Raw genomic sequence first — 22,559 nt, forward strand, 5'->3', positions numbered from 1 at the left:
GCACCCCTCTCCCGGCCGCATTCCAAACCGGCCGCGCGCTGCCCGCGGCTCCGGTTGACACCCCCTGGCGCGTCACTAACATCGGACAAACCGACCTCGTAGACCGCCCTAGAAAGGCGGCGAAACCGGTATCCCGACTTTGTCAACCGGCTGACCAATACCGGTTGGTGAGGTCATTTCGCCCTCGATCGCAGCACCGAAATACCAGTCCTTTGTGACCATTGACTGGTGGCAGGTGTTCTGCAATCGAACCCGAGTCACCAAGGAGTCGTGATGGTTGAACAGGCCGCGAAGGAACGTTGGGATCCGGGTGTCCAGACCTACGCGTCGATGGGCTACTACGCACCGGACTACGAACCCAAGGACACCGACGTCCTGGCTGTCTTCCGGGTCACCCCGCAGGACGGGGTCGATCCGATCGAGGCCGCGGCCGCTGTGGCGGGCGAATCCTCAACGGCGACATGGACTGTCGTCTGGACGGACCGGCTGACCGCCAACTCGCACTATCAGGCCAAGTGCTACCGGGTGGACGACGTGCCGGGCCGGCCGGGCGAGTACTTCGCCTACGTGGCCTACGACATCGACCTGTTCGAGGAGGGGTCGATCGCGAACCTGACCTCCTCCATCATCGGCAATGTCTTCGGTTTCAAGCCGCTGAAGGCTCTGCGGCTCGAGGACATGCGAATTCCGGTCGCCTACGTGAAAACATTTCAAGGCCCGCCGCACGGCATCGTCATGGAACGCGAATACCTCAACAAGTTCGGCCGTCCGCTGCTCGGCGCGACCGTCAAACCGAAGCTCGGACTCTCCGCGCGCAATTACGGCCGGGTCATCTACGAAGCCTGCCGCGGCGGTCTTGATTTCACCAAGGACGACGAGAACATCAACTCTCAACCTTTCATGCGGTGGCGTGATCGCTTCCTGTTCGGCATGGAAGGTGTCAACAAGGCGATGGCCGACACCGGCGAGATCAAGGGCCACTACCTCAACGTGACGGCGGCGACGCTGGAGCAGATGTACGAACGGGCCGAGTTTGCCAAGGAACTCGGCAGTGTCGTGGTGATGATCGACCTCACCATCGGCTACACGGCGATGCAGTCGATGTCGCACTGGGCACGGAAGAACGGCGTCCTGCTGCACCTGCACCGGGCCGGGCACTCGACCTTCACCCGGCAGAAGACGCACGGCGTGAGCTTCCGGGTGCTGGCCAAGTGGTGCCGGCTGATCGGCGTCGACCACCTGCACGCCGGCACGGTCGTCGGGAAGCTCGAGGGCGATCCGGCCACCACCAAGGGCTACTACGACACCCTGCGCGACGACCACATCCCCACCGCGATGGAGAACGGGATCTTCTTCGACCAGAACTGGGCGAGCATGCCCGGCGTCATGCCGGTGGCCTCCGGCGGCATCCATGCCGGCCAGATGCACCAGCTCCTGGATCTGTTCGGCGATGACGTCGTGCTGCAGTTCGGCGGCGGCACCATCGGCCATCCACTGGGGATCGCCGCCGGCGCAGAGTCCAACCGGGTCGCCCTCGAGGCAGTGGTGAAGGCCCGCAACGAGGGTCGCGACCTGCTCAAGGAGGGTCCCGGCGTGCTGCGCCGGGCCGCCGAAACCTGCCGCCCGCTGGAGGTCGCCCTGGCCACCTGGGGCGATGTCACCTTCGACTACACCTCGACCGACGCCCCCGACGCGGTTCCCACCGCCAGCATCTAGGAGCCGACAATGCGACTGCGTCACGGAGCCTTCTCCTACCTTCCCGAGCTGACCGACGACGAGATCGCCGCTCAGTTGCGGTACGCCCTGCTGAACGGCTGGCCGATCTCGATCGAGTACACCGACGACCCGCACCCCAGGAACATCTACTGGGAGATGTGGGGGCTCCCGCTGTTCGACCTCGAGGAGCCTGACGGCGCGCTCGCCGAGATCAACGCCTGCCGGGCGACGTTCCCCGACCACTACATCCGGGTGCTGGCCTACGACGCGGCACTCGGACGGCAGACCACCGCGCTGCAGTTCCTGGTGCAGCGGCCGGCCGTCGAGCCGGGATTCCTGCTCACCCGGACCGAGGGCCAGGACCGGCGGCAGGCCTACGGCGTCCACGCGTACGCCACCGCGGACCCCCGGACCAGGTTCGGCGCTCAACAGTGAAGGCCCCGTCAGCGACGATCCCTACAGCGTCGATAGATACAGCGACGACCCAGCTGTGATGGCACCGCCGTGATCGGGACGATTGCCGAGGGGGCGATCTGATGGCCGCCGACCGTGGTCCGCAGCGATCGTCCGGCTTCGGGTACTACCGGCCAGGCGCGGTGGCCCCCGCGCCGGCCGTACCAGCGGGGGCGTGTGCGCCCACCGGTGCGCACGCCCCCGCGCCCAACGGCCGGGCCGGGAACCCGGTGGACGCCGACAGCACAGAACCCGTGCTGCTCGCCGACGACGCGGAACTCGACCTCAGCAGTGACGACGCGCGCCGCGATGTCGAGGAGACGCTTCGCCGGCTGGACGAGGAACTCGTCGGGCTGGCCAACGTCAAACGCAGGGTCCGGGAGATCGCCGCCCTGCTGCTGGTGGACCGCGCCCGCCGGCAGTTCGGTCTGGCGTCGTCGCGGCCCACCCTGCACATGAGCTTCACCGGTGGGCCCGGCACCGGGAAGACGACCGTCGCGCTGCGGATGGCGCAGATGCTGCACGCGATGGGCTACATCCGCAGGGCGACGGTGCACACCGTCACCCGTGACGATCTGGTCGGCCAGTTCATCGGGCACACCGCCCCGAAAACCAAGGCAGCGATCGCCAAGGCGGCCGGCGGGGTGCTGTTCATCGACGAGGCCTACTACCTGTTCCGTCCCGAGAACGAACGGGATTACGGGCAGGAGGTGATCGAGATCCTGCTGCAGGAGATGGAGAGCGAACGCGCCAGCCTGGTGGTGATCTTCGCCGGCTACCCGGACCGGATGGACACCTTCTTCTCCGCCAACCCCGGACTGTCGTCACGGGTGCCGCACCACATCTCGTTCGAGGACTACACCCACGATCAACTGGTCGAGATCGCCGAATTGATGGTCACCGCGGAGAATTTCAGCTTCGATCGGCCCGCGCGCGGAGCGTTCTCGGAGTATCTGGACCTTCGGATGCAGCAGCCGCGCTTCTCGAACGCGCGCAGCGTCCGCAACGCCATCGAGCGTTGCCGGCTGCGGCAGGCCAAGCGACTCGTCGAATTACAGCGGCCGCTGACCAGGACCGATCTCGTCACTCTCACCGCGCAGGACGTCTACGGCAGCAGCCTGTTTCGGGATCAGCCCAAGGGGAGCGCAGAACCATGCCAGAAGGACTGAAGACACTCACCCGGTACACGATCGAGGAGGAGCACCGCCATCCCGGTTCGACCGGCGACTTTTCCGGCCTGCTGAACGTGATCTCCACCGCGGTGAAGGTCATCGCGAACCAGGTCAACAAGGGCGCGCTGCTCGGCTCACAGCGGGTGTCGGGCCACACCGCCGTGGCCGACGACGTACAGAAGAACCTCAACATCCTGAGCAACGCGGTGATGATCCGGGAGACCCAATGGGCCGGCCACCTGGCGGCGATGGTCTCCGAGGAGATGGACGAGTTCTATCCGGTCCCGGCCCGATACCGGAGGGGGAAATACCTGCTGGCGTTCGATCCGCTGGACGGCTCCGGGAACGTCGATCTCAACATGACCCTGGGAACGATCTTCAGCATCCTGCGCTGCCCGGACACAGGAGCGGAGCCGTCCGAGGAGGACTTCCTCCAGCCGGGCACGGAGCAGGTGTGTGCCGGTATCGCGCTCTACGGCCCCGCGACCATGCTGGTGCTGACCACCGGCCGCGGTGTCGACGGCTTCACCCTCGACCGGGACATCGGCGCGTTCGTGCTCTCGCACCCGCAGATGCGCATCCCCGAACACACCACGGAATTCGCCATCAACGCCTCCAACGAGCGCTTCTGGGAAACGCCCGTGAAGCGCTATGTGAAGGAATGCCTGGAGGGAACAGCGGGCCGGCGGGGCAAGGATTTCACCATGCGCTGGGTCGCCTCACTGGTGGCCGAGACTTTCCGCATCCTGACGGTCGGCGGCGTCTACCTGGACCCGCGGGACACCAAGGCCGAGTGCCGGACCGGGCGTCTGCGCCTGCTCTACGAGGCGAACCCGATCGCCTTTCTCATCGAACAGGCGGGGGGCGCGGCCAGCACCGGTTACCAGCCCGTCCAGCGGGTGACCCCCGAGAGTCTGCATCAGCGGGTGCCGCTGATCTTCGGCTCCAAAAGGGAGGTCGACCGGATCGAGCGCTACCACGCCGAACATCTCGACGGCCGGAGCGGCTCGTTCGACGCGTCGCTGTTCACCGCCAGATCCCTGTTCCGCACGCCCTGACCCGAGCGCCCTGACCCGAGCGCCCTGACCCGAGCGCCCGACTTCACTGGAGGAGCCATGTCGATCAAGCACCCCGTCGTCGCTGTTACCGGCTCATCAGGGGCGGGCACGACGTCGGTGACCAGAACCTTCCAGCACATCTTCCGGCGGGAGGGCGTCACGCCCGCGCTGATCGAGGGCGACTCGTTCCACCGCTACGACCGTCAGCAGATGCGGCTGGCCATGGCCGAGGCCGAGCAGAACAAGAACAACCACTTCTCGCACTTCGGCCCGGAGGCGAACCTGCTCGAGGATCTCGAGGCGCTGTTCAAGGAGTACGGCGAATCGGGCGGCGGCAAGTCCCGGAAGTATCTGCACGACGAGGAGGAAGCAGCGCCGTACGGCCAGGAACCCGGCACCTTCACCCCGTGGGAGCCGCTGCCTGAGGGCAGCGACCTGCTGTTCTACGAGGGCCTGCACGGCGCCGCCGTCACCGAGACGGTCGACATCGTCAGGTACGCAGACCTTCTCGTCGGGGTGGTGCCGATCATCAACCTGGAGTGGATCCAGAAACTGCTCCGCGACCAGAGCACCAGGGGCTACTCCAGCGAGGCGGTCACCGACACGATCCTGCGCCGGATGCCGGACTACGTGAACTACATCTGCCCGCAGTTCGCCCGCACCGACATCAACTTCCAACGGGTGCCGACGGTCGACACGTCCGACCCGTTCACCGCCAGGTACATCCCGTCGGCAGACGAAAGCTTCCTGGTGATCCGGTTCGCCAATCCCAAGGGCATCGACTTCTCCTACCTGCTCACGATGCTGCACGACTCGTTCATGTCCCGGCCGAACATCATCGTGGTGCCCGGCGGAAAGATGGAACTGGCGATGCAGTTGATCTTCACGCCGCTGATCCTCCGACTGCTGGAGAAGAAGCGGGAACTCGTCGGCTGACCCGACTCGGCTGATCCTGGCGGCGGATCTGTTAGGTGACGCCGACCACACCGTGCGCCGGATTCGTCCCGATCGCCCTACAGTTGCAAACAACTGCAATTGCATGACAAGCGATCGGGTGACCGGATGAGCATGCCGCTGTACCAACTCAAGGCGGAGTTCTTCAAGACCCTCGGCCACCCCGCCCGCATCCGGGTGCTCGAGCTCCTCGGCCAGCGCGAACACGCCGTCTCTGAGCTGCTACCCGAGATCGGCGTGGAACCCGCGAACCTCTCCCAGCAGCTGGCCGTGCTCCGCCGGGCCGGCCTGGTCGAGACCCGCAAGGAGGGGTCGGCCGTCTACTACTCGCTGACCAGCCCCGAGGTCGCCGAACTGCTGCGGGTCGCGCGGGTGATCCTCACCGAGGTCCTGCGCGGTCAGGTGGAACTCCTCGAGGACCTGCGCGCCGCGCCGCGATCGACCGCCGCGCCGTAACCGAAGCCAGCGAGCGCACGCAAGACGAGCACTTGACAGTCCCCGCACCGAGCAGCCACAGCACCGAACAGCCCGAGGAGGATCGCATGCGCAGTCTCTGGCGCAAGATCCGCGCGACCGGCCGGGTTGCCGAGCCCGCACCACAGCCGCCCGAAGGCGGCCTGTCCGACCGCGGCCTGTCCGACCGCGGCCTGTCCGAAGGCGGCCTGTCTGACCGCGGCACGGCGGCCCGCTCGGCATTGGCCGGCTCCGTGCAGTTCCGTCATGTGGACACCGGCTCCTGCAACGGGTGTGAGATCGAGATCGGCGCCGCCTTCGGACCGGTGTACGACGTCGAGCGGTACGGCGCACGGCTGGTTGCCTCGCCCCGGCACGCCGACGGGCTGCTGGTCACCGGACCCGTCACCCGGAACATGGCCGAGCCGCTTCGCCGGACCTACGAGGCCGTCCCGGAACCGACACTGGTGGTGGCCGTCGGCGACTGCGCCCGGAACTGCGGCGTCTTCGCCAAGGCATACGGGGTGGCCGGGCCGGTCAGTGCTGTGGTGCCCGTCGATCTCGAGATACCTGGCTGCCCACCGCGTCCCGAGGCGATCGTCGCCGGGATCCGCATGATCACCGGGCGATGACCGCGGTCTCGGCCGGCCTGCTGGCGGCGCTGGTCGCGGGGATCGGCACTGCCGGCGCCGCCTTGCTGGTGCCGCGCGCGATCCGGCCGACGGTGGTCGGGCTCGGCACGACACTGCTCGGGATGGCCGCCGTCGTGGCCGGGGTCGCGGCCATCGGTGGCCAGATCCTCACCCTGGCGTTGCCCGACCTGCTCCCGCTGATCGGCGTCCTGCTCGTCGTCGACCCGCTCGGCGGCCTGTTCATCGCCGTCACCGGCGGGGTCGCGGTGGCGGTCGGGATCTACGGGATCGGTTACGGCCGGCACGGTCTGGACGGCCGCCCGTTCCAGGCGGTCCTGCCGCTCTTCGTCCTGGCCATGGTGCTGGTGCCGACCGCGGGCAGCGTCGGGACGCTGCTCGTGCTCTGGGAATTGATGGCGCTGACCTCGCTCGTGCTGGTGCTCGCCGAGCACCGGCGCCGCCCGGCGGTGGCCTCGGCCGGCCGCTGGTACGCCGTCATGACGCACCTGGGGATGATCGCGATCCTGATCGGGTTGCTGTTGTTCGCCGCACAGTCCAGCGACGGCTCGTTCGACGCGCTGCGGGCTGCGGGCCCGTCGCTGACGCCGCTGCTCGCCGGCGTGGTGTTCGTCGCGATCGGCATCGGTTTCGGCTCCAAGGCGGGCATCGTTCCCCTGCACGCATGGTTGCCGCGTGCACACCCGGAGGCGCCGAGCAGTGTGTCGGCACTGATGTCCGCGGCCATGGTGAACCTCGGGATCTACGGGATCGTGCGGGTGGGCTTCGACCTGCTCGGCGGCGGCACGGAGTGGTGGTGGCTGCTGGTCCTCGGGCTGGGCGCCCTGTCGGCGATCTACGGGATCCTGCAGGCCGCGGTCGGCACCGACCTGAAGCGGCTGCTCGGCTACTCCACCACCGAGAACATGGGGCTGGTGCTGGTCGGAGTCGGTGCCGCGGGCATGTTCGCCACCACCGGGAACCTGCCGCTCGCCGGTCTCGCGCTCACCGCAGCCCTGCTGCACGTCATCAACCACGCCGCCTTCAAGACCCTGCTGTTCCAGTCCGCGGGGTCTGTGGTGGCGGCCACCGGTCGGCGGGATCTGGACGATCTCGGTGGCCTGCGGCCCGGCATGCCATTCACCACATCGGCTTTCGGAATGGGCGCACTCGCCGCGTCGGCGCTGCCGCCGGGTGCCGCGTTCGTCAGCGAATGGCTGCTGCTGCAGGCCCTGATCCACGGGTTGCCCGCGTCGGGCATCTCGGCGGCAATCGTGCTGCCGATCGCGGTCGCAGCGGTCGCGCTGACAGCGGGGCTGGCCGTGGTCACGTTCGTGAAGGCCTACGGTGTCGGCTTTCTCGCCCGGCCGCGTAGCCCGGAGGCGGCGGCCGCGACAGAAAGTCCGGTAGCCATGCTCGTCGGGATGGGAGTGGCCGCGGCGGCGTGCGTGGCCCTGTCGCTGCTGCCGACGGTGATCCTGCCCGCCGTCGGGTCGGTGGCCGGCGGCGTCGTCAACGCCGGCGACCCGGTAGCGGTCCGTGGGCTCACCATCGAACTGACGGACTTCGCCGGATCCCTGTCACCGCTGCTGCTCGGCCTGGCGCTGACCGTCGGGGTGGTCGTCGCACTGGCCGCGGTACGCGGATTCGCCGGCCGCCGCACCGCCCGTGACGCCCGGCTCTGGGACTGCGGCGCGGGCCCGATGTCGGCCCGGATGGAATACACTGCGACCTCGTTCGCCGAACCGCTGCAGCGCGTGTTCGAGGACGTGCTGGCCGCCGAGCAGGACGTGGACGTCACCCACTACCAGGAATCGCACTACCTGGTGCGCAGTATCGAGTACCGGCAGCGGACCCCCGATCGGATCGAGAAGCGTTTCTACACTCCGGTTCTCGCTGCTCTGGCCGGATGGGGCGAGGCAGGTCGGCGGCTCGGAACCGGCAGCGTGCACCGCTACCTGGGATACGGCTTCGGTGCCGTCTGCACCCTGCTGCTGGTGCTGGTGGTGCTCGGATGACGGTCTTCGGGGTGGTCTCGATCGTCCTCCAGTTGGCGATCGTGGTGGGTCTGGCGCCGCTGCTGACCGGCCTGATGCGGCAGATCCGCGCCCGGATGGAGGGCCGGGTCGGGCCCGGGATCGGCCAGCCCTGGCGGGACCTGCGCAAGCTGCTGCGCAAGCAGCCGATCCGGCCGCGCGGCACCACCGAGGTGTTCCGGATGGCCCCGCTGGTGCTGGTCGCGACCTGCCTGGTGGTCGCGGCCGCGGCGCCCTTCGTCAGCACCGCGTCGGCGCTCAACCCGATCGCGGACCTGTTCGCGATCGTCGCCGTGCTGACGCTGGGCACGGTGGCGATCGCGCTCGCCGGGATCGACACCGGCACGGCCTTCGGCGGGATGGGTGCCAGCCGGGAGACGACCATCGTCGCGCTCGTCGAACCGACCCTGCTGGTGGCCATCTTCGCGCTGTCGGTCCCGGTGGGTTCGACGAATCTGGGTGCCATCGTCACCGCCGGCCTGGACGACCCGGCCGGAGTGTTCTCGCCGGTGAGCCTGCTGGCGGCGGTCGCGCTGGCCGTCGTCATCGTCGCCGAGACCGGCCGGCTCCCGGTGGACAACCCGTCGACGCACCTCGAGCTGACGATGGTGCACGAGGCGATGGTCCTGGAGTACGCCGGGCCGGACCTGGCGGTGATCGAGCTTGCGTCGTCGATGCGGCTGGTGGTGTTCCTCGGCCTGCTGGCGAACCTGTTCGCGCCCTGGGGCATCGCCACCTCGGCCGCTCCCCTGGCGTTGCTGGTCGGCGCCGGTGCGTTCGTGCTGAAGATCGCGCTCCTCGGCGCGGTGCTCGCCGCCGCCGAGGTATTCCTCGCCAAGCTCCGGCTGTTCCGGGTCCCCGAACTCCTCGCCGGATCCTTCGTCCTCGGGCTGCTGGCCGTCGCCGCCAGTTTCGTGCTCGGATGAACGGGGGCATGCCATGAACGAGGCCCTCGCGGCCCAGCTGCTGAACATCGCTGCCGGGCTGTTCCTGTTCACCGCCGTGCTGATCCTCTGGCGACGGCAACTGGCCTCGATCATCGACATCTTCGCGCTGCAGGGCGCGGCGCTGGCCGCGATGGTCGGGATCATCGCCCTCGAGGAGGGGTCGGTCGAGTTGGGCGCGATCGCCGTGGGGGTGCTCGCCCTGCGGGCCGGCCTGTTGCCCTGGCTGCTCCGGCGCACGCACGCGCACGCCGGCTCGGCTCAGCAGGAGATCCGGCCGCTGGTCAATGTCGTCACCTCGCTGCTCGCCGCAGCCGGGCTGACGTTGCTCGCCTATGCCGTCTCCGCCCCGCTGGTGGCGCTCGACCCGTCCCCCGCCGCCCATGCCATCCCGGTTGCCATCGCCGTCGTGCTGATCGGTTTCTTCGTGCTGGTCACCCGCCGGCTCGCGCTGTCCCAGCTCGTCGGATTCCTGTTGATGGACAACGGGATCACCGCGGTCGGCTTCCTCACCACGGCCGGCGTCAGCCTGATCGTCGAGCTCGGTGTCACCCTGGACGTGCTGCTCGTCGTGCTCGTCCTGCAGCTGTTGAAGACCCGGATGCGGGAAGCGTTCGGGGCCACCGACCTGGACGAGCTGCGGGAGTTGCACGACTGATGACGACCCTCCTGCTGCTCTGCCCGATCGGCATCCCGCTGATCGGGGCACTGGTGTACCAGCTGGCCGGCTGGACCCGCGCGACCACCTGGGTGGCCGCCGCCAGCGCCGTGCTGGTGCTCGTCGCTTCCGGCGGCATCGCCGTGTCGGTCGTTTCCGGCGGGCCGCTGACCGCCGGCGGGCTCCTGCGGGCCGATGCGCTCAGCGCCTACCTGCTGGTCGTCGTCGGCTGCGTCGCCGTCGTCGCGACCGTCGCCACGCCCGCCTACCTGTCGGCGGAGGTCGCCGCCGGGAGGCTGGACGCCCGGGGGTGTGCGCATCATTCCGTCCTCGTGCAGGTGTTCCTCGCCGTGATGGCCGGCGCGGTACTGGCCGCCAACCTCGGCCTGCTGTGGGTCGCGATCGAGGCGACCACCGTCGTCACCGCGTTCCTGGTGGGCCAGGGCCGCACCCGGGCAGCCGTCGAGGCGGCCTGGAAGTACGTGGTGATCAGCTCCACCGGCATCGCGCTGGCCCTGCTCGGGACGTTCCTGCTGAACTACGCGGACCAGCACACGAGCGATCCGGCGGGCCTGGACTGGACCGGGTTGATCGTCGCGGCCCCGCAGCTGGACCCCGACGTGACCCGGATCGCCGTCGCGCTGCTGATCATCGGGTTCGGCACGAAGGCCGGGTTGGCGCCGCTGCACGCCTGGCTGCCGGACGCCTACAGCCAAGCGCCGACGCCGGTGGCCGCCCTGATGTCCGGAGTCCTCAGCTCGGTGGCGTTCTACGCTGTGCTACGGGTCAAGGTCATCGCCGACGCCGCCCTCGGGCCCGACTTCGCGCGTGCACTGCTGCTCGTCGTGTCCCTGGCATCGCTGGCGCTCGCCGCCTCGCTGATGCTGGGCCAGCGCGACTACCAGCGGATGCTGGCGTATTCGAGCATCGAGAACATGGGCCTGCTCGCGCTCGGCGCGGCCATCGGCACGCCGCTGGCCATCGGCGCCGTCCTGCTGCACATCCTGGGGCACGGTCTGGTCAAGAGTGGCCTGTTCATCGGCGCCGGCCGCATCCTGCGGATGACCGGCAGCAGCCGGATCGACCGGGTCCGCGGGCTGGCGGCCCGGGCGCCGGTGCTGGCCGGCTGCTTCGGGGTGGGCGTGCTGGCGCTGATCGGCTTCCCGCCGTTTCTGCTGTTCGCGAGCGAGTTCGGCATTGCCCGCGCAGGTTTCGCCGCAGGGTTGGGCGGGGTGACGGCGGCGGCATTGCTGCTGGTGCTGGTGATCGCCGGCTCGCTGCTCGTGCACACGAGCCGGATGCTGCTGGGCGCGACCCCGCCCGCCGGGTCCCGGAGTCCGTCCGGTCCGGCTGCCGCACCGCGCCGGGAGGCGAGCGGGACGGCGATTGCCATCGCTGAACCCATCGTGACCACCGCGCCGCGGGTGCCGAGAGCCGGCGGCGATGTCTGGGCGATGGCCGGCGCACTGCTGACCTGCGCGGTGCTCGGCATCTGGATCGGGCCGCTCGGCACCCTGCTCGCGCAGGCGACGACCGTGCTGACGGGCACGCCATGACGACCACCCCGGCACCCGTCGCCGGGAAGACGGTGGTCCTCGACGTCAGCGCCGAGAGCCTCCTCGAGCAGGTGAAGTCCCTGCTGGACCAGGGGTTCCGGCTCGCGCTGATGGCCGGGCACGACGACGGGGATCTGACCCGGGGTGCGCGGATCGTCTACCTGTTCACCCAGGCCGGCAGCGATCGGCGGGTGGAGCTGCGGCTGGACGTGGACCGCACCCGGCCGCACGTTCCCAGCATCGGCGCGCTGTCCTTCGCCGGCGGCCGGTTCGAGCGGGAGATCCGCGACCTGTTCGGGATCGTGCCGGACGACCACCCGATGCCGAGCCGGATGGTGCGGCACTTCCACTGGCCCCGCGGCTGGTACCCGATGCGGGCGTCCGCCGGTGATCCCCCGCCGTTCGGCGACGTCGACGGGCCGTTCTCGTTCCGCAGCGTGGAAGGCCCCGGGGTCTACGAGATCCCGGTCGGGCCCGTGCACGCCGGCATGATCGGTCCCGGGCACTTCCGGTTCTCGGTCGTCGGCGAGACGGTGCTGAACCTGAAGGCGCGGCTCTGGTTCGTGCACCGGGGCATCGAGAAGCTCTTCGAGGGGCGTCACCCCGGGCAGGCACTCGAGCTGGCCGAACGGATCAGCGGCGACACCTCGGTCGGCCACGCGTTGGCCTTCTGCCGGGCGGTCGAGGACGCCGATGGGATCACCGTTCCTGTTGCGGCGCAGCGCATCCGGGCGATCCTGCTGGAACTCGAGCGGCTCTACAACCACGTCTCCGACCTCGGAGCGCTGTGCAACGACGTCGGGCACGGCATCCTCAACGCGCACGCCCAGCGGGTGCGCGAGCAGCTGCTGCGGATCAACGACGAGGTGACCGGAAGCCGATTGCTGCGCGGCGCGGTCACCGTCGGCAGGGTCCGGGTACGGAGCCTCCCGGACCCGTCGGCGCTCGAACTGATCGCGGCGGACGTCGCCGAGATCGTCTCGCTGGCACGGGGTCACAGCGTTGTACTGGACCGTTTCACCGGCACGGCGGTCCTCACCCGGCAGCAGGCGGTGGATCTCGGCACGCTCGGTTACGTCGCCAGGGCAAGCGGTCTCGCGGGCGACGCGCGGTACGACCACCCTGTTCCCGGTGTCGACTACCCCCCGCCGCCGGGCCTGCACTCCGACGGCGACGTGCTCGCCCGCTTCGAAACCCGCGCGGCGGAGGTCGCCCATTCCGTGGCCACGATCGTCGCGCTGTTGCCCCTGGTCGACGGCCTGTCCGCGACGGCCCCGGTGCCGACCGCGGCCGGTCGCTCGTCGGGTGTCGGCATCGTCGAGGGCTGGCGCGGAACCATCGTGCACCGGGTCGAGCTGCGCGACGGCGTGCTGACCAGGGTGAAGATCGTCGACCCGTCGTTCTTCAACTGGCCCGCCCTGCCGATCGCGATGGCGGACACGATCGTTCCCGACTTCCCGCTGGCCAACAAGAGTTTCAACATGTCCTACGCCGGCAACGACCTCTGACCGCCGTTTCGCGAGCGACGGCCCCCGCGCCCGGAGGTCGACTGCACCTCAGCCTTGCGGCGAAGTCTCCCCGCCAGCGTCAGGGTCCGGGGCAGCCTCCGGCGTCGGCCCGGCGGCGGGTGGCGCGGACAGCAGGGGTTCGGTGAACATCCGCTGCATCGCCGACCATTGGTGGCCCCACTCCTGCAACGGTGCCAGCGCCTGCTCGAGCAGCACCATCTGTTGCTCGAAGGCGGCGAGCTGCAGCTGCAGGGCGCTGATCAGGGCGCGTTTGGCCTGGATCTCCTGCAGGAACGTGTCGAGCTGGGCGGTCGGGGCCGGCAGTTGCTCGGCCATCGACCGCAGCCGCCCGAAGAGCTCCCCGGCCAGCTCGTTGCCCGACCGGCCGGTGAGATCGGTGAACGGCACGGTGCCGGCCGCCCTGGAGAGGTCGGAGAACTGCCGCAGCTGCTCCGCGAACAGCTGCGTGGCGGAGTTGAACGCCGCCGCGGTCGCTGCCGTCGCCGCCGGGAACAGGGCCTGATCCTGGGTCGCTTTCTCGTCGGGCATTCGACGTCCCTTCCGTCCACCGGTTGGCTGCTCAGTGCTGGGCGGCGTGCGCCTCCAGCAGCTTGAGCCAGATCTCGCTCATCGTCGGGTACGACGGGACGACGTGCCACAGCTGCTCCAGGGTGACCCCGCCGACCACCGCGACGGTCGCCGCGTGCACGAGATCGGCGACCTCGGCGCCGACGAAGGTCGCGCCCAGCAGGGTGTGCGTGGACGCGTCGATCACCAGCTTCGCGCGGCCGACATAGCCGTCACGCAGCAGCGACACCCCGGCGACCGCGGCCAGGTCCGCCTCGACCGTCTCGACGTCGCCGCCCGCGTCCCTGGCCTGCTTCTCGGAGACGCCCACCGAGGCGACCTGCGGGTCGGTGAACGTCACCTGCGGCACCTTGCCGGCGTCGGCGATGTCGGTGAAACCGGGCCCGTCGATCGGGCGCCCCTCCGCCCGGGCGGCGATCACGGCCCCGCCGATGCGTCCCTGGTACTTGCCCATGTGGGTCAGCAGGGCCCGCCCGGTGATGTCGCCGACGGCGTAGAGCCACTCGCCGGGAACCCCGAGAACGGCCAGTTGGTCGTCGGTGGTGACGAACCCGCGGCTGCCGCTGACGTCGAGACCGACGGTGTCCAGGCCGATGTCGGAGCTGGACGGGGTCCGGCCGGTGGCCACCAGGATCTCGTCGACGGTGATGGTGCGGTCCCCGAAGCTCACCATCGCCTCGCCGCCGTGGATCCGGCCCTCACCGGTCGGCTGCGGGTCGGTCCGGCTGACGGCGTCGACGCTGGCGCCGAGCACCACCGTGACCCCGTTGTCCTCGAAGGCGTCCCGCACCAGTTCGCCGGCGAAGGGTTCGTTCCGGGCGAGGAGGTTCGGCGCCGACCCGATGATCGTCAGCTCCTCGACCCCGAGACCCCGGAGCCAGCCCGCCGACTCACACGCGACCACGCCACCGCCGATGACGGCGACCCGGCGCGGGATCTCGTGCAGGTTGGTGACGTCCCGGGACGTCCATGGCAACGCGTCGCGCAGCCCGGGGATGTTCGGCACGGTCGCCGTCGTTCCGGTCGCCAGCACCACCGCATGCCGGGCGGTCAGCGTCCGGGTCCAGCCGTCCGCACCGATCACCTCGACGGCGCGTTCCCCGGCCAGCCGCCCGTGCCCGCGGACGACGTCGATGCCCGTCGAGTGGGCCCACGCGACCTGGCTGGAGTCGTCGTGATCGTGGGTGAAGGAGTCCCGCCGCTTGAGGACGGCGTCGACGTCGATGCTGTGGTCACCGACGATGCTGGCCACCCCGGGCATCCGCCGGGCGGACTCGAGAACGTCGATCGGTCGCAGCAGCGCCTTGCTCGGCATGCATGCCCAGTACGAGCACTCGCCGCCGACCAGTTCGTGCTCCACGATGACCGCCGTCCGGTCGCTGCCCTGGATCGCGTACTGGGCAACGATCTCGCCGGGCGGACCGCCGCCGATCACGATGACGTCGTAAGTGTCTCGTTCCGGGGTGATCCCGTCGGGTTCGGACATGGATGTCACGGTAGCTGGCCCGCCCGGTGCCGGCAGGTGAGGCCCATGATCATCACGGCCGTCAGCACTCCGGGTTCGGAACAACCCGGACGTGCACTGTGCGGTGACCGTCCGGGCACGAATGCTCGCACGTCGGCAACCCGACGGAACGGGCCGCCACCCGACGAGGATGGCTCGGCGGCCGGCGCGTCACGCGCAGCAGCCAGGCCGGTCGATGCCGCCGTGAAGGGACGCCGAGATTGCCGCCTGCATCCCTACTGTCGCTGAATGCCCTTCCCACGAGCCACCCGCCGGATCGTCCGCAGCCGGCTGGGCACAGTGCTGCTCGCCCTGCTGACAGCCGTTGCCGGGATCGTCGTGGTGGTCGTCGGCGCGCCGGCCGCTGCTGCCGCCGGGCTGCCCGCCGGGTTCAAGAGTGTGGGGTACATGCCGTCCTGGGCCGGCAGCGTCAGCGCCATCCAGTACCGCAAGCTCACCCACGTCAACTACGCCTTCGTGCTGCCCCGTGCCGACGGCACGATCGGCCCCGTCGAGAACCCCGCGAAGCTGCAGGCCCTGGTGTCCCAGGGGCATGCCAACGGCGTGAAGGTGCTGCTGTCGATCGGCGGCTGGAACGACGGGAACGACTCCGCCTTCGAATCGCTGGCCGCCAACTCCACCGCCCGCGGCAGGTTCGTGGCCGCGGCGATGGCGCTGGTCACCCAGTACAACCTGGATGGCATCGACGTCGACTGGGAGTACCCGGACCCGGGCGTCTCCGGCGACCGGTTCACCGTGCTGATGACGCAACTCGGCACAGCGCTGCACGGCCGGGGGAAACTGCTGACGGCAGCCGTCGTGTCGGGCGGTTACACCGCACAGGGCGTGCAGCCCGCGGTGTTCCGGGTCGTCGATTTCCTCAACATCATGTTGTACGACGGTGGCACCCCGCACGCGAACTACACCTGGTCGATCAACGACGTCAACGAGTGGAAGGCGCGCGGCCTGCCCGCCGCGAAGGCGGTGCTGGGCGTGCCGTTCTTCAGCCGGCCGGGGTACTACTCCTACTCCCGGCTCGTGGCGCTCGACCCGGCGAACGCCGACCGGGACTGCGCGACGGTCGCCGGCGTCCAGCAATGCTACAACGGCCGGCCGACGGTCCGGCGGAAGACCCTGTGGGCCATGGCAAACGCCGGCGGGATGATGAACTGGGAACTCACCCAGGACAGCGCCGGCGCGACGTCGCTGGTCAGCGCGATCTACGACACCGCGATGGGCGCCCGCTCCGGCCCGATCACCGGTGTGGCCGGTAAGTGCGTCGACGTCAAAGCCAGTGGCACGGCGAACGGCACCGGCATCCAGCTCTACTCCTGCAACGGGACCGAGGCGCAACGCTGGACGGTCGTCACCGACGGAACCCTGCGGGCCATCGGCAAGTGCATGGACGTCGTGGGGAGCGGATTGGTCAACGGCACGAAGGTGCAGCTGTACACCTGCAACGCCACCGGGGCCCAGCTGTGGCGCCCAGCGGCCGACGGAACCCTGCGGAACCCGCAGTCCGGAAAGTGCCTGAGCGTGGCCGGCACCGGCTCGGCGAACGGCACACCGCTGCACATCTGGACCTGCGGGGCGAAGGTGAACCAACTCTGGCGGCTGCCCTGACCTGTGGCCGACCGCATGACGCGAACGCGCTCGCGGATTGCGCAGCGTCAGAAGCGCTGCGCGCCGATCCAGTCCAGGACGACGGCGGCGACATCGGGCCAGCCGGCGTCCATCGTCAGCGAATGCCCCCGGCCCTCGAACACGTGATAGTCGGTGGTCGACGGGCTGTCCGCGTAGCGCTTGACCACTGCGTCGGTCACCGACTTCGGCACCGTGTGGTCCTCGGTGCCGGAGGTCAGCAGCAGCGGGCCCCGGACGGCGTGGTGGGTGTCGACCGCGGCAGGGGACTTCTTGACGAAGTTCGCCGTGGCGTCCTCGAACAGCGGCCGGCCCGGCCCCGGAATGGTCCACTGTTCGAACAGCGTGTCGGACTCGGCCTCGGTCAGCGTGTTGCCGAAGCTGTAGCGGAACTGCTTGGCGGTCAGCGCAACGGTCCGCTCCTTGTTCGCGGGATTGCCGAGCACGGGCAGCCCCGACCTCAGCTGCGCGAACGGCAGTACCTTGACACCCTTGACCGGCGCCGGGTCGATGGCGACCGCGGCCGCCGCATATCCCCTTTCCAGCAGTTCCTGCGCTATCAGACCACCGAACGAATGCCCGACGACGATCGGCGTCACCTCCATGGCGTCGATCAGTGCCGCGTAGTGCTCGCAGATCGCCTGGATGCCGATGTTGTCCAGCCGGTGTGCGTTGTCGCGGGTCTCCTGCACGGTGTCGGAATCGCCCGGCCATCCCGGCGCCGACGTCTGATACCCCTTGGCCTCGAAGAGGTCCTGCCAGGGGCGCCACGCGCTGGAGTGGATCCAGAGCCCGTGGATGAACATCACCGGATGGGTCTGCTGCGGTGCTGACATGGACTGCTCCTCAAGGGGGTTACAGGGTCTGGACGAGCCCGCCGTCGATCGAGAAATCAGCGCCGGTCACATTTCCCACTCGATCGCTGGCCAGAATCAGCACGAGATCGGCGATCTCCGCCGGCCGGGTGAAGCGACCGGTGACCGCGCCGGCGGCGGCGTTGGCGGCCACCGTGGCCGGGTCGAGCCCGGCGGCCCGTCCTACTGTCTGCGCCACCCCGGTGTCGCCGAGCCACAGGCCGGTTTCGACCGGCCCCGGGCTGATGGTGTTCACCCGGATGCCTTGTGCGCCAACTTCTTTCGACAGTGACTTGCAGAAGTTGGTCAGTGCAGCCTTGGCGGCGGAATAGTCGATGACGAGTGGATCGGGCAGGTAGGCGTTCACCGAACTGATGGTGATGATGCTGCCGCCACCCCGACGGGCCATCTCGCGTAGGGCGGCGCGGGTGGTCCGGACGGCCGCCATCAGGGTGAGGGTGATCGAACGTTCCCACTCCTCGTCGGTGACGCTGCCGAAACCACCGGGCCGCGGGGTGACCGCGCCCGCGTTGTTCACCAGGATGTCGACGCCGCCCAGCTCACGGGCGCGATCGATCAGCGCGACCGGGCCGGCCGGGCCTGCCAGGTCGACCGGGACGAACACCACCTGGCCGGCATCCTGCAGGGCGGCGAGGTCGGGGCCGACGGACCGGGCCCCCGCGACGACGGTGGCGCCTTCACCGACCAGCGCCCGGGTGATGGCCAGACCGATGCCCTTGCTTGCTCCGGTGACCACGGCGATCTTTCCGTCGAGATGCAGATCCATGCCATTGCGCCTTTCGCAGCAAGTAGACAGATCGGTCTATCTATACGCTGGGAGTATCACGGAGCTAATCCAGAAAGGCAAGAGCGGGGGCGAACGAGAATGATCAGCACGAAAACGGCAGTCACCAGCACCCCGGGCGAAGTTCCATCAGCCCCTCACACCTCGGCCGCGAGGGCCAGGATCCTGGCGGCGGCAACGCGACTCTTCTACTCCACCGGAATCCGCGCCGTGGGCGTCGACCGGATCATCGCCGAGTCCGACGTCGCGCGGATGACCTTCTTCCGGCACTTCCCGACCAAGGACCACCTGGTGACGGCTTTCCTCGAATCCCAGGCCGAAGCCGGACGAACCGAATTGCGCCGGGCGCGGGAAGCGAGCGAGAACGGGCCACGCGCCGTCCTCGCAGCCGTGGCGGCGGGCGCCATGACAGAGCCGGCCACCGACGGTTTCCGTGGGTGCGAATTCATCAACACCGCCGCGGAGTTCTGCGACCCCGGGCACCCGGCCCGGCTCGTCGTCGACCGCCACCGCGCCTGGATCCGCGATCTGATGACCGACGCCCTCGCCGAGCTCGGCCACCCGGATCCGCGGTCCACCGCGCAGTTGCTGTTGATGCTCCGGACCGGCGCCATCGTCGCCGCATCGCTGGAAGGCTTCACCGACGACGACGGCGCATTCGAGAAGACCTGGTGGTCCCTGGTCGACCGAACGGGCTGATCAGCCGACCGAGGCGTTCTTCCGCGCAGCCGCGGCCAGCGCCGTGGTCAGTTCCGGTGCTGTCAGCCGCGGGCCGTAGGCGGGGGTGTCCGGCTGGAACCGCCAGCCCTCTGCCAGCGCGCCGGAATCGACCACGTCGTAGCCGAAGCTGTCCAGCAGCGCCGTCACGACGGCCTTCGCCTCGGCATCGTCGCCGGCGATCGCCAGCGCCCGGCGACCGTCGCTGCCGGCGGGCTGGCCGTGCGACGCCAGGTCGGCGGAGGTGATGTGGTTGAAGGCCTTCACCACGCGCGACTGCGGGAGGTGGTCCTGCAGCAGCTCCGCGCTGGTGGTGGATTCGTCGTCCAGCTCGGCGATGTGACCGTCCCGCTGCCAGTAGTAGTTGTTGGTGTCGATGACGATCTTCCCGGCCAGCGGCTCGACGGGCACTGTCCGGTACGCCTTGAGCGGAATGGTCACGACCACGATGTCACCGGCAGCCGCTGCCTCCGCCGCGGTACCCGCTGACGCCTTCGGCCCCAGCTCCGCCACCAGCCCGGTCAGCGTCTCCGGACCGCGGGAGTTGCTCAGCACCACATCGTTGCCGGCGGCGACCGCCAGCCCCGAGACCGCGCCACCGATGTTGCCGCTTCCGATCAATCCAAGTGTTGTCATGTCAACCGCCAACCGCGGCCGGAGCGGGAATGTTCCGCCCGGCGCTGTGACCGATCGCGCGCAACCGAATCCGACCGGTCGCCGGTACTCAACGGAGTAGCCTGTTCTGTCGGCCTTTTGCGCGCGTGCTGCGCCTCGGCCGGTCCGGGGGAAACCGGTCGACAGACTCCAGCGAACGGAAGGGCAGGCGTGCCAGAAACCGACAGGAAGGCTCGTCCGGACGTGCGCGACGACGCCGCGACGACGGTTTCCGCGATCGCCGAGGAGCAGGAGCACATCAGCCTGCTGTACCGCAGGCTCGACGAACTCCGCCGGGAGCGGGTGGCCCTTCGGGATCGGTACATCCGGCACAGCGACAACACGCCGGGCGGCCGGGTCGAGCGGGATGTCGCCTTCGCCAGTCACTCCGCCGCGGTCCAGGCGCTCAACGCGGCCGAGGACCGGCTGTGCTTCGGTCGGCTGGACCGGGCCGACGGTGAATCGATGCACATCGGCCGAATGGGCATCTTCGAGGATTCGGGCGAGCACCGCCAGTTGCTGATGGACTGGCGGGCGCCGTCGTCCCGGCCGTTCTACGTCGCGACGGCCGCCAACCCGCTCGGGCTGCGCAGGCGCCGGTACATCCGGACCCGCCGGCGGGTCGTCGAGGGCGTCAACGACGAGTACCTGGATCTGACCGACCCCGAGATGGCCGCTGCGGCCGCGAACTCGCCGGTCGGGCCCGCGGGTGAGGCCGCGCTGCTGGCCGCCGTGCAGGCGCCGCGCACCGGCCGGATGGCGGACATCGTCGCCACCATCCAGGCGGAGCAGGACCGGATCATCCGCGCCGACCAGGCCGGCATCATGGTCGTGCAGGGCGGCCCGGGCACCGGGAAGACCGCGGTCGCGCTGCACCGGGCCGCGTACCTGCTCTACAACCACCGCGCCCAGCTCGAGCAGCGCGGGGTGCTGATCATCGGCCCGAACCCGACGTTCCTGGGCTACATCAGCCAGGTGCTGCCGTCCCTCGGCGAGAACGCGGTCGTGTTGTCGACGATCGCGGATCTGTTCCCTGGGGTGAACGCGCGCGGCTCGGAGGAACCGCGGGTGGCGAGGATCAAGGGCCGCACCGCGATGACGACCATGATTGCGAACGCGGTGCTGCACCGGCAGACGGTGCCATCGAGAACCCTTTCTGTGCGTTTCGACGGGGCGCCCAACGGTTCGTTGCGGCTCGATCGCGCCCTGCTGACCGCCGCGCGAGACCGGGCGTGGGCGTCGCGCCGGCCGCACAACCGGGCCCGCGCGGTGTTCCTCAAGCGGGTGATCGACGGACTGGTCGCACAGGTCGCCGAACGGCTCGGCCGTAGCCCGGAGGGTGAGAGCCTCGCCACCAGGGACGATCTCGATTCCATCCGGCAGGACCTGCTGGAACACGAAGGTCTGCGGGACGCACTGCGCACCGTCTGGCCGGTGCTCACGGCGCAGCGCCTGCTGGCCGACCTCTACTCCTCGCAGGACCGGCTCGCCTTCGCCGCCGACGGCCTGACCGCCGGCGACCGCGCGCTGCTCGCCAGGCCGGATCGACCCGCGGACTGGACCGCTGCCGACGTGCCGTTGCTCGACGAGGCGGCCGAGATTCTGGGCCCCATCGACCGTTCCGGAGCCTCGACCGGCGGTACAGCCGATCTCGACTACGCCTCTGAGGTGGTCGACATGATGGGCGGCGGCGAATTCGCCGACGAGACCAACTCCGACGAGGTCGGTCTGGTGAGCATGGTCAGCGCCGCCAACCTGGCCGATCTGCACGCCGAGGTCGCGGACTGGACCTCCACGGCCGAGCGGGCCGCGGCGGACCGGGAGTGGACCTACGGGCACGTGATCGTCGACGAGGCGCAGGAACTGTCGGCGATGGCCTGGCGGATGGTGATGCGGCGCTGCCCGATGCGGTCCATGACGCTGGTCGGCGACCTCGCCCAGACGTCCGACCCGGCTGGTGCCACATCCTGGACTCGGGTTCTGAGACCGTATGCGCGGCAAGGCTTCCGGGTCGAGGAACTGACGGTGAACTACCGCACGCCCGCCGAGATCATGACGGTGGCCGAGCCGGTGCTGGCCGCGATCGACCCGGCGCTGTCGGCTCCGAGCTCGGTCCGCGACGCCGGGATCGCGCCGTCCCACCGTCGCGCCGATTCCGCCGCGCTGCCCGCCGCCGTTGCGCAGGCCGTGCTCGACGACGAATTGCTGGACAGCAGCGGGACGCTGGCGGTGATCGTGTCGCGGGGCCGGCGGTCTGCCGTGGAGGCCGCCGTGCTGCACTCGCAGGCGGGCGATGATCGGGGCGGTGACGAACGGGGCGGTGACGAACGGGGCGGCGACGAACCGACAGCGACCCCCGCGGCCGAACCTGGACTGTTCGAGATGGAGGACGGGCCAACGGATCTGCGCCGCCATGTGGTCGTGCTGACGGTGCCCGAAGCGAAGGGCCTCGAGTTCGACAGCGTGGTCGTCGCCGATCCGGGAGGCATCATCTCCGAGTCCGAACGCGGTCTGTCGGACCTGTATGTCGCGCTGACCCGGAGCACGCAGCGACTGGCCGTCGTGCACACCGGCGAACTGCCGGTGGTGTTGCGCAGGCTCCGCGAGCCCGCCGCGTAAGTCGCGATCGGTGCGGGCGATCGAACTGCGATGATCTGAG

At 69.6% G+C, this 22,559-nt stretch carries 20 protein-coding genes; 15 read left to right on the forward strand and 5 right to left on the reverse strand.

Annotation, left to right across the window (positions count from 1 at the left end):
- The first annotated feature begins 273 nt into the window (after window positions 1–273).
- The 12 genes from ACVBEQ_RS02140 to ACVBEQ_RS02195 all read left to right on the forward strand — a co-directional run bounded on the left by ACVBEQ_RS02140 (window position 274) and on the right by ACVBEQ_RS02195 (window position 13,137).
- Window positions 274–1,716, forward strand: coding sequence for a form I ribulose bisphosphate carboxylase large subunit (locus ACVBEQ_RS02140; protein ID WP_447151754.1), 1,443 nt, complete (start codon window positions 274–276; stop codon window positions 1,714–1,716).
- Between the two features lie 9 nt (window positions 1,717–1,725).
- Window positions 1,726–2,151: a ribulose bisphosphate carboxylase small subunit gene (locus tag ACVBEQ_RS02145; RefSeq protein WP_447151755.1), complete on the forward strand. Its 426-nt coding sequence runs from the start codon at window positions 1,726–1,728 to the stop codon at window positions 2,149–2,151.
- 101 nt (window positions 2,152–2,252) lie between these two features.
- On the forward strand, window positions 2,253–3,338 hold the full coding sequence (locus ACVBEQ_RS02150; protein ID WP_447151756.1) for an AAA family ATPase: 1,086 nt from the start codon (window positions 2,253–2,255) through the stop codon (window positions 3,336–3,338).
- The gene (locus tag ACVBEQ_RS02155; protein WP_447151757.1) at window positions 3,323–4,399 is read left to right on the forward strand and encodes a class 1 fructose-bisphosphatase; all 1,077 of its coding nucleotides are present in this window, start codon (window positions 3,323–3,325) and stop codon (window positions 4,397–4,399) included. The genes ACVBEQ_RS02150 and ACVBEQ_RS02155 overlap by 16 nt, the downstream gene beginning before the upstream one ends.
- Before the next feature lie 57 nt (window positions 4,400–4,456).
- Entirely contained in the window at window positions 4,457–5,335 is an 879-nt protein-coding gene (locus tag ACVBEQ_RS02160; protein WP_447151758.1) for a phosphoribulokinase, read from the forward strand.
- A 126-nt stretch (window positions 5,336–5,461) separates the two neighbouring features.
- A complete protein-coding gene (locus ACVBEQ_RS02165; RefSeq protein ID WP_447151759.1) occupies window positions 5,462–5,809 on the forward strand; it encodes an ArsR/SmtB family transcription factor in 348 nt (115 codons plus the stop codon).
- Window positions 5,810–5,895: 86 nt separating this feature from the next.
- On the forward strand, window positions 5,896–6,438 hold the full coding sequence (locus tag ACVBEQ_RS02170; protein ID WP_447151760.1) for an NADH-quinone oxidoreductase subunit B family protein: 543 nt from the start codon (window positions 5,896–5,898) through the stop codon (window positions 6,436–6,438).
- Window positions 6,435–8,453 carry a proton-conducting transporter transmembrane domain-containing protein gene (locus ACVBEQ_RS02175; protein ID WP_447151761.1) on the forward strand — a complete coding sequence of 673 codons (2,019 nt, stop codon included), beginning with the start codon at window positions 6,435–6,437 and terminating at the stop codon, window positions 8,451–8,453. Before ACVBEQ_RS02170 ends, ACVBEQ_RS02175 begins: the two co-directional genes overlap by 4 nt.
- Window positions 8,450–9,397: a respiratory chain complex I subunit 1 family protein gene (locus ACVBEQ_RS02180; RefSeq protein WP_447151762.1), complete on the forward strand. Its 948-nt coding sequence runs from the start codon at window positions 8,450–8,452 to the stop codon at window positions 9,395–9,397. Before ACVBEQ_RS02175 ends, ACVBEQ_RS02180 begins: the two co-directional genes overlap by 4 nt.
- Before the next feature lie 13 nt (window positions 9,398–9,410).
- Entirely contained in the window at window positions 9,411–10,073 is a 663-nt protein-coding gene (locus ACVBEQ_RS02185; RefSeq protein ID WP_447151763.1) for a hypothetical protein, read from the forward strand.
- Window positions 10,073–11,629, forward strand: coding sequence for a proton-conducting transporter transmembrane domain-containing protein (locus ACVBEQ_RS02190; RefSeq protein ID WP_447151764.1), 1,557 nt, complete (start codon window positions 10,073–10,075; stop codon window positions 11,627–11,629). The genes ACVBEQ_RS02185 and ACVBEQ_RS02190 overlap by 1 nt, the downstream gene beginning before the upstream one ends.
- On the forward strand, window positions 11,626–13,137 hold the full coding sequence (locus ACVBEQ_RS02195) for a hydrogenase large subunit (protein ID WP_447151765.1): 1,512 nt from the start codon (window positions 11,626–11,628) through the stop codon (window positions 13,135–13,137). Before ACVBEQ_RS02190 ends, ACVBEQ_RS02195 begins: the two co-directional genes overlap by 4 nt.
- A 48-nt stretch (window positions 13,138–13,185) precedes the next feature.
- On the opposite strand, the gene ACVBEQ_RS02200 is transcribed toward ACVBEQ_RS02195, so the two are convergent.
- Window positions 13,186–13,686, reverse strand: a complete 501-nt coding sequence (locus ACVBEQ_RS02200) for a hypothetical protein (protein WP_447151766.1) — start codon at window positions 13,684–13,686, stop codon at window positions 13,186–13,188.
- 31 nt (window positions 13,687–13,717) lie between these two features.
- The gene (locus ACVBEQ_RS02205; RefSeq protein ID WP_447151767.1) at window positions 13,718–15,211 is read right to left on the reverse strand and encodes a dihydrolipoyl dehydrogenase family protein; all 1,494 of its coding nucleotides are present in this window, start codon (window positions 15,209–15,211) and stop codon (window positions 13,718–13,720) included.
- Window positions 15,212–15,478: 267 nt separating this feature from the next.
- Here ACVBEQ_RS02205 and ACVBEQ_RS02210 point away from each other — a divergent pair, with 267 nt between their 5' ends.
- Entirely contained in the window at window positions 15,479–16,852 is a 1,374-nt protein-coding gene (locus ACVBEQ_RS02210) for a glycosyl hydrolase family 18 protein (RefSeq protein WP_447151768.1), read from the forward strand.
- A gap of 47 nt (window positions 16,853–16,899) precedes the next feature.
- Here the strand turns inward: ACVBEQ_RS02210 and ACVBEQ_RS02215 are convergent, their stop codons facing one another.
- Both ACVBEQ_RS02215 and ACVBEQ_RS02220 read right to left on the reverse strand, forming a co-directional pair.
- Complete coding sequence (locus ACVBEQ_RS02215) at window positions 16,900–17,706, reverse strand: alpha/beta fold hydrolase (protein WP_447151769.1); 807 nt, start codon at window positions 17,704–17,706, stop codon at window positions 16,900–16,902.
- A gap of 19 nt (window positions 17,707–17,725) precedes the next feature.
- The gene (locus ACVBEQ_RS02220; RefSeq protein ID WP_447151770.1) at window positions 17,726–18,511 is read right to left on the reverse strand and encodes an SDR family NAD(P)-dependent oxidoreductase; all 786 of its coding nucleotides are present in this window, start codon (window positions 18,509–18,511) and stop codon (window positions 17,726–17,728) included.
- Between the two features lie 99 nt (window positions 18,512–18,610).
- On the opposite strand from ACVBEQ_RS02220, the gene ACVBEQ_RS02225 reads away from it, so the two are divergent.
- A complete protein-coding gene (locus ACVBEQ_RS02225; protein WP_447151771.1) occupies window positions 18,611–19,228 on the forward strand; it encodes a TetR/AcrR family transcriptional regulator in 618 nt (205 codons plus the stop codon).
- On the opposite strand, the gene ACVBEQ_RS02230 is transcribed toward ACVBEQ_RS02225, so the two are convergent.
- Window positions 19,229–19,882: an NADPH-dependent F420 reductase gene (locus tag ACVBEQ_RS02230; protein ID WP_447151772.1), complete on the reverse strand. Its 654-nt coding sequence runs from the start codon at window positions 19,880–19,882 to the stop codon at window positions 19,229–19,231.
- Window positions 19,883–20,071: 189 nt separating this feature from the next.
- Here ACVBEQ_RS02230 and ACVBEQ_RS02235 point away from each other — a divergent pair, with 189 nt between their 5' ends.
- A complete protein-coding gene (locus ACVBEQ_RS02235; protein ID WP_447151773.1) occupies window positions 20,072–22,519 on the forward strand; it encodes a HelD family protein in 2,448 nt (815 codons plus the stop codon).
- Window positions 22,520–22,559: the final 40 nt, after the last annotated feature.

It is taken from the genome of Nakamurella sp. GG22 (genome assembly GCF_052976845.2).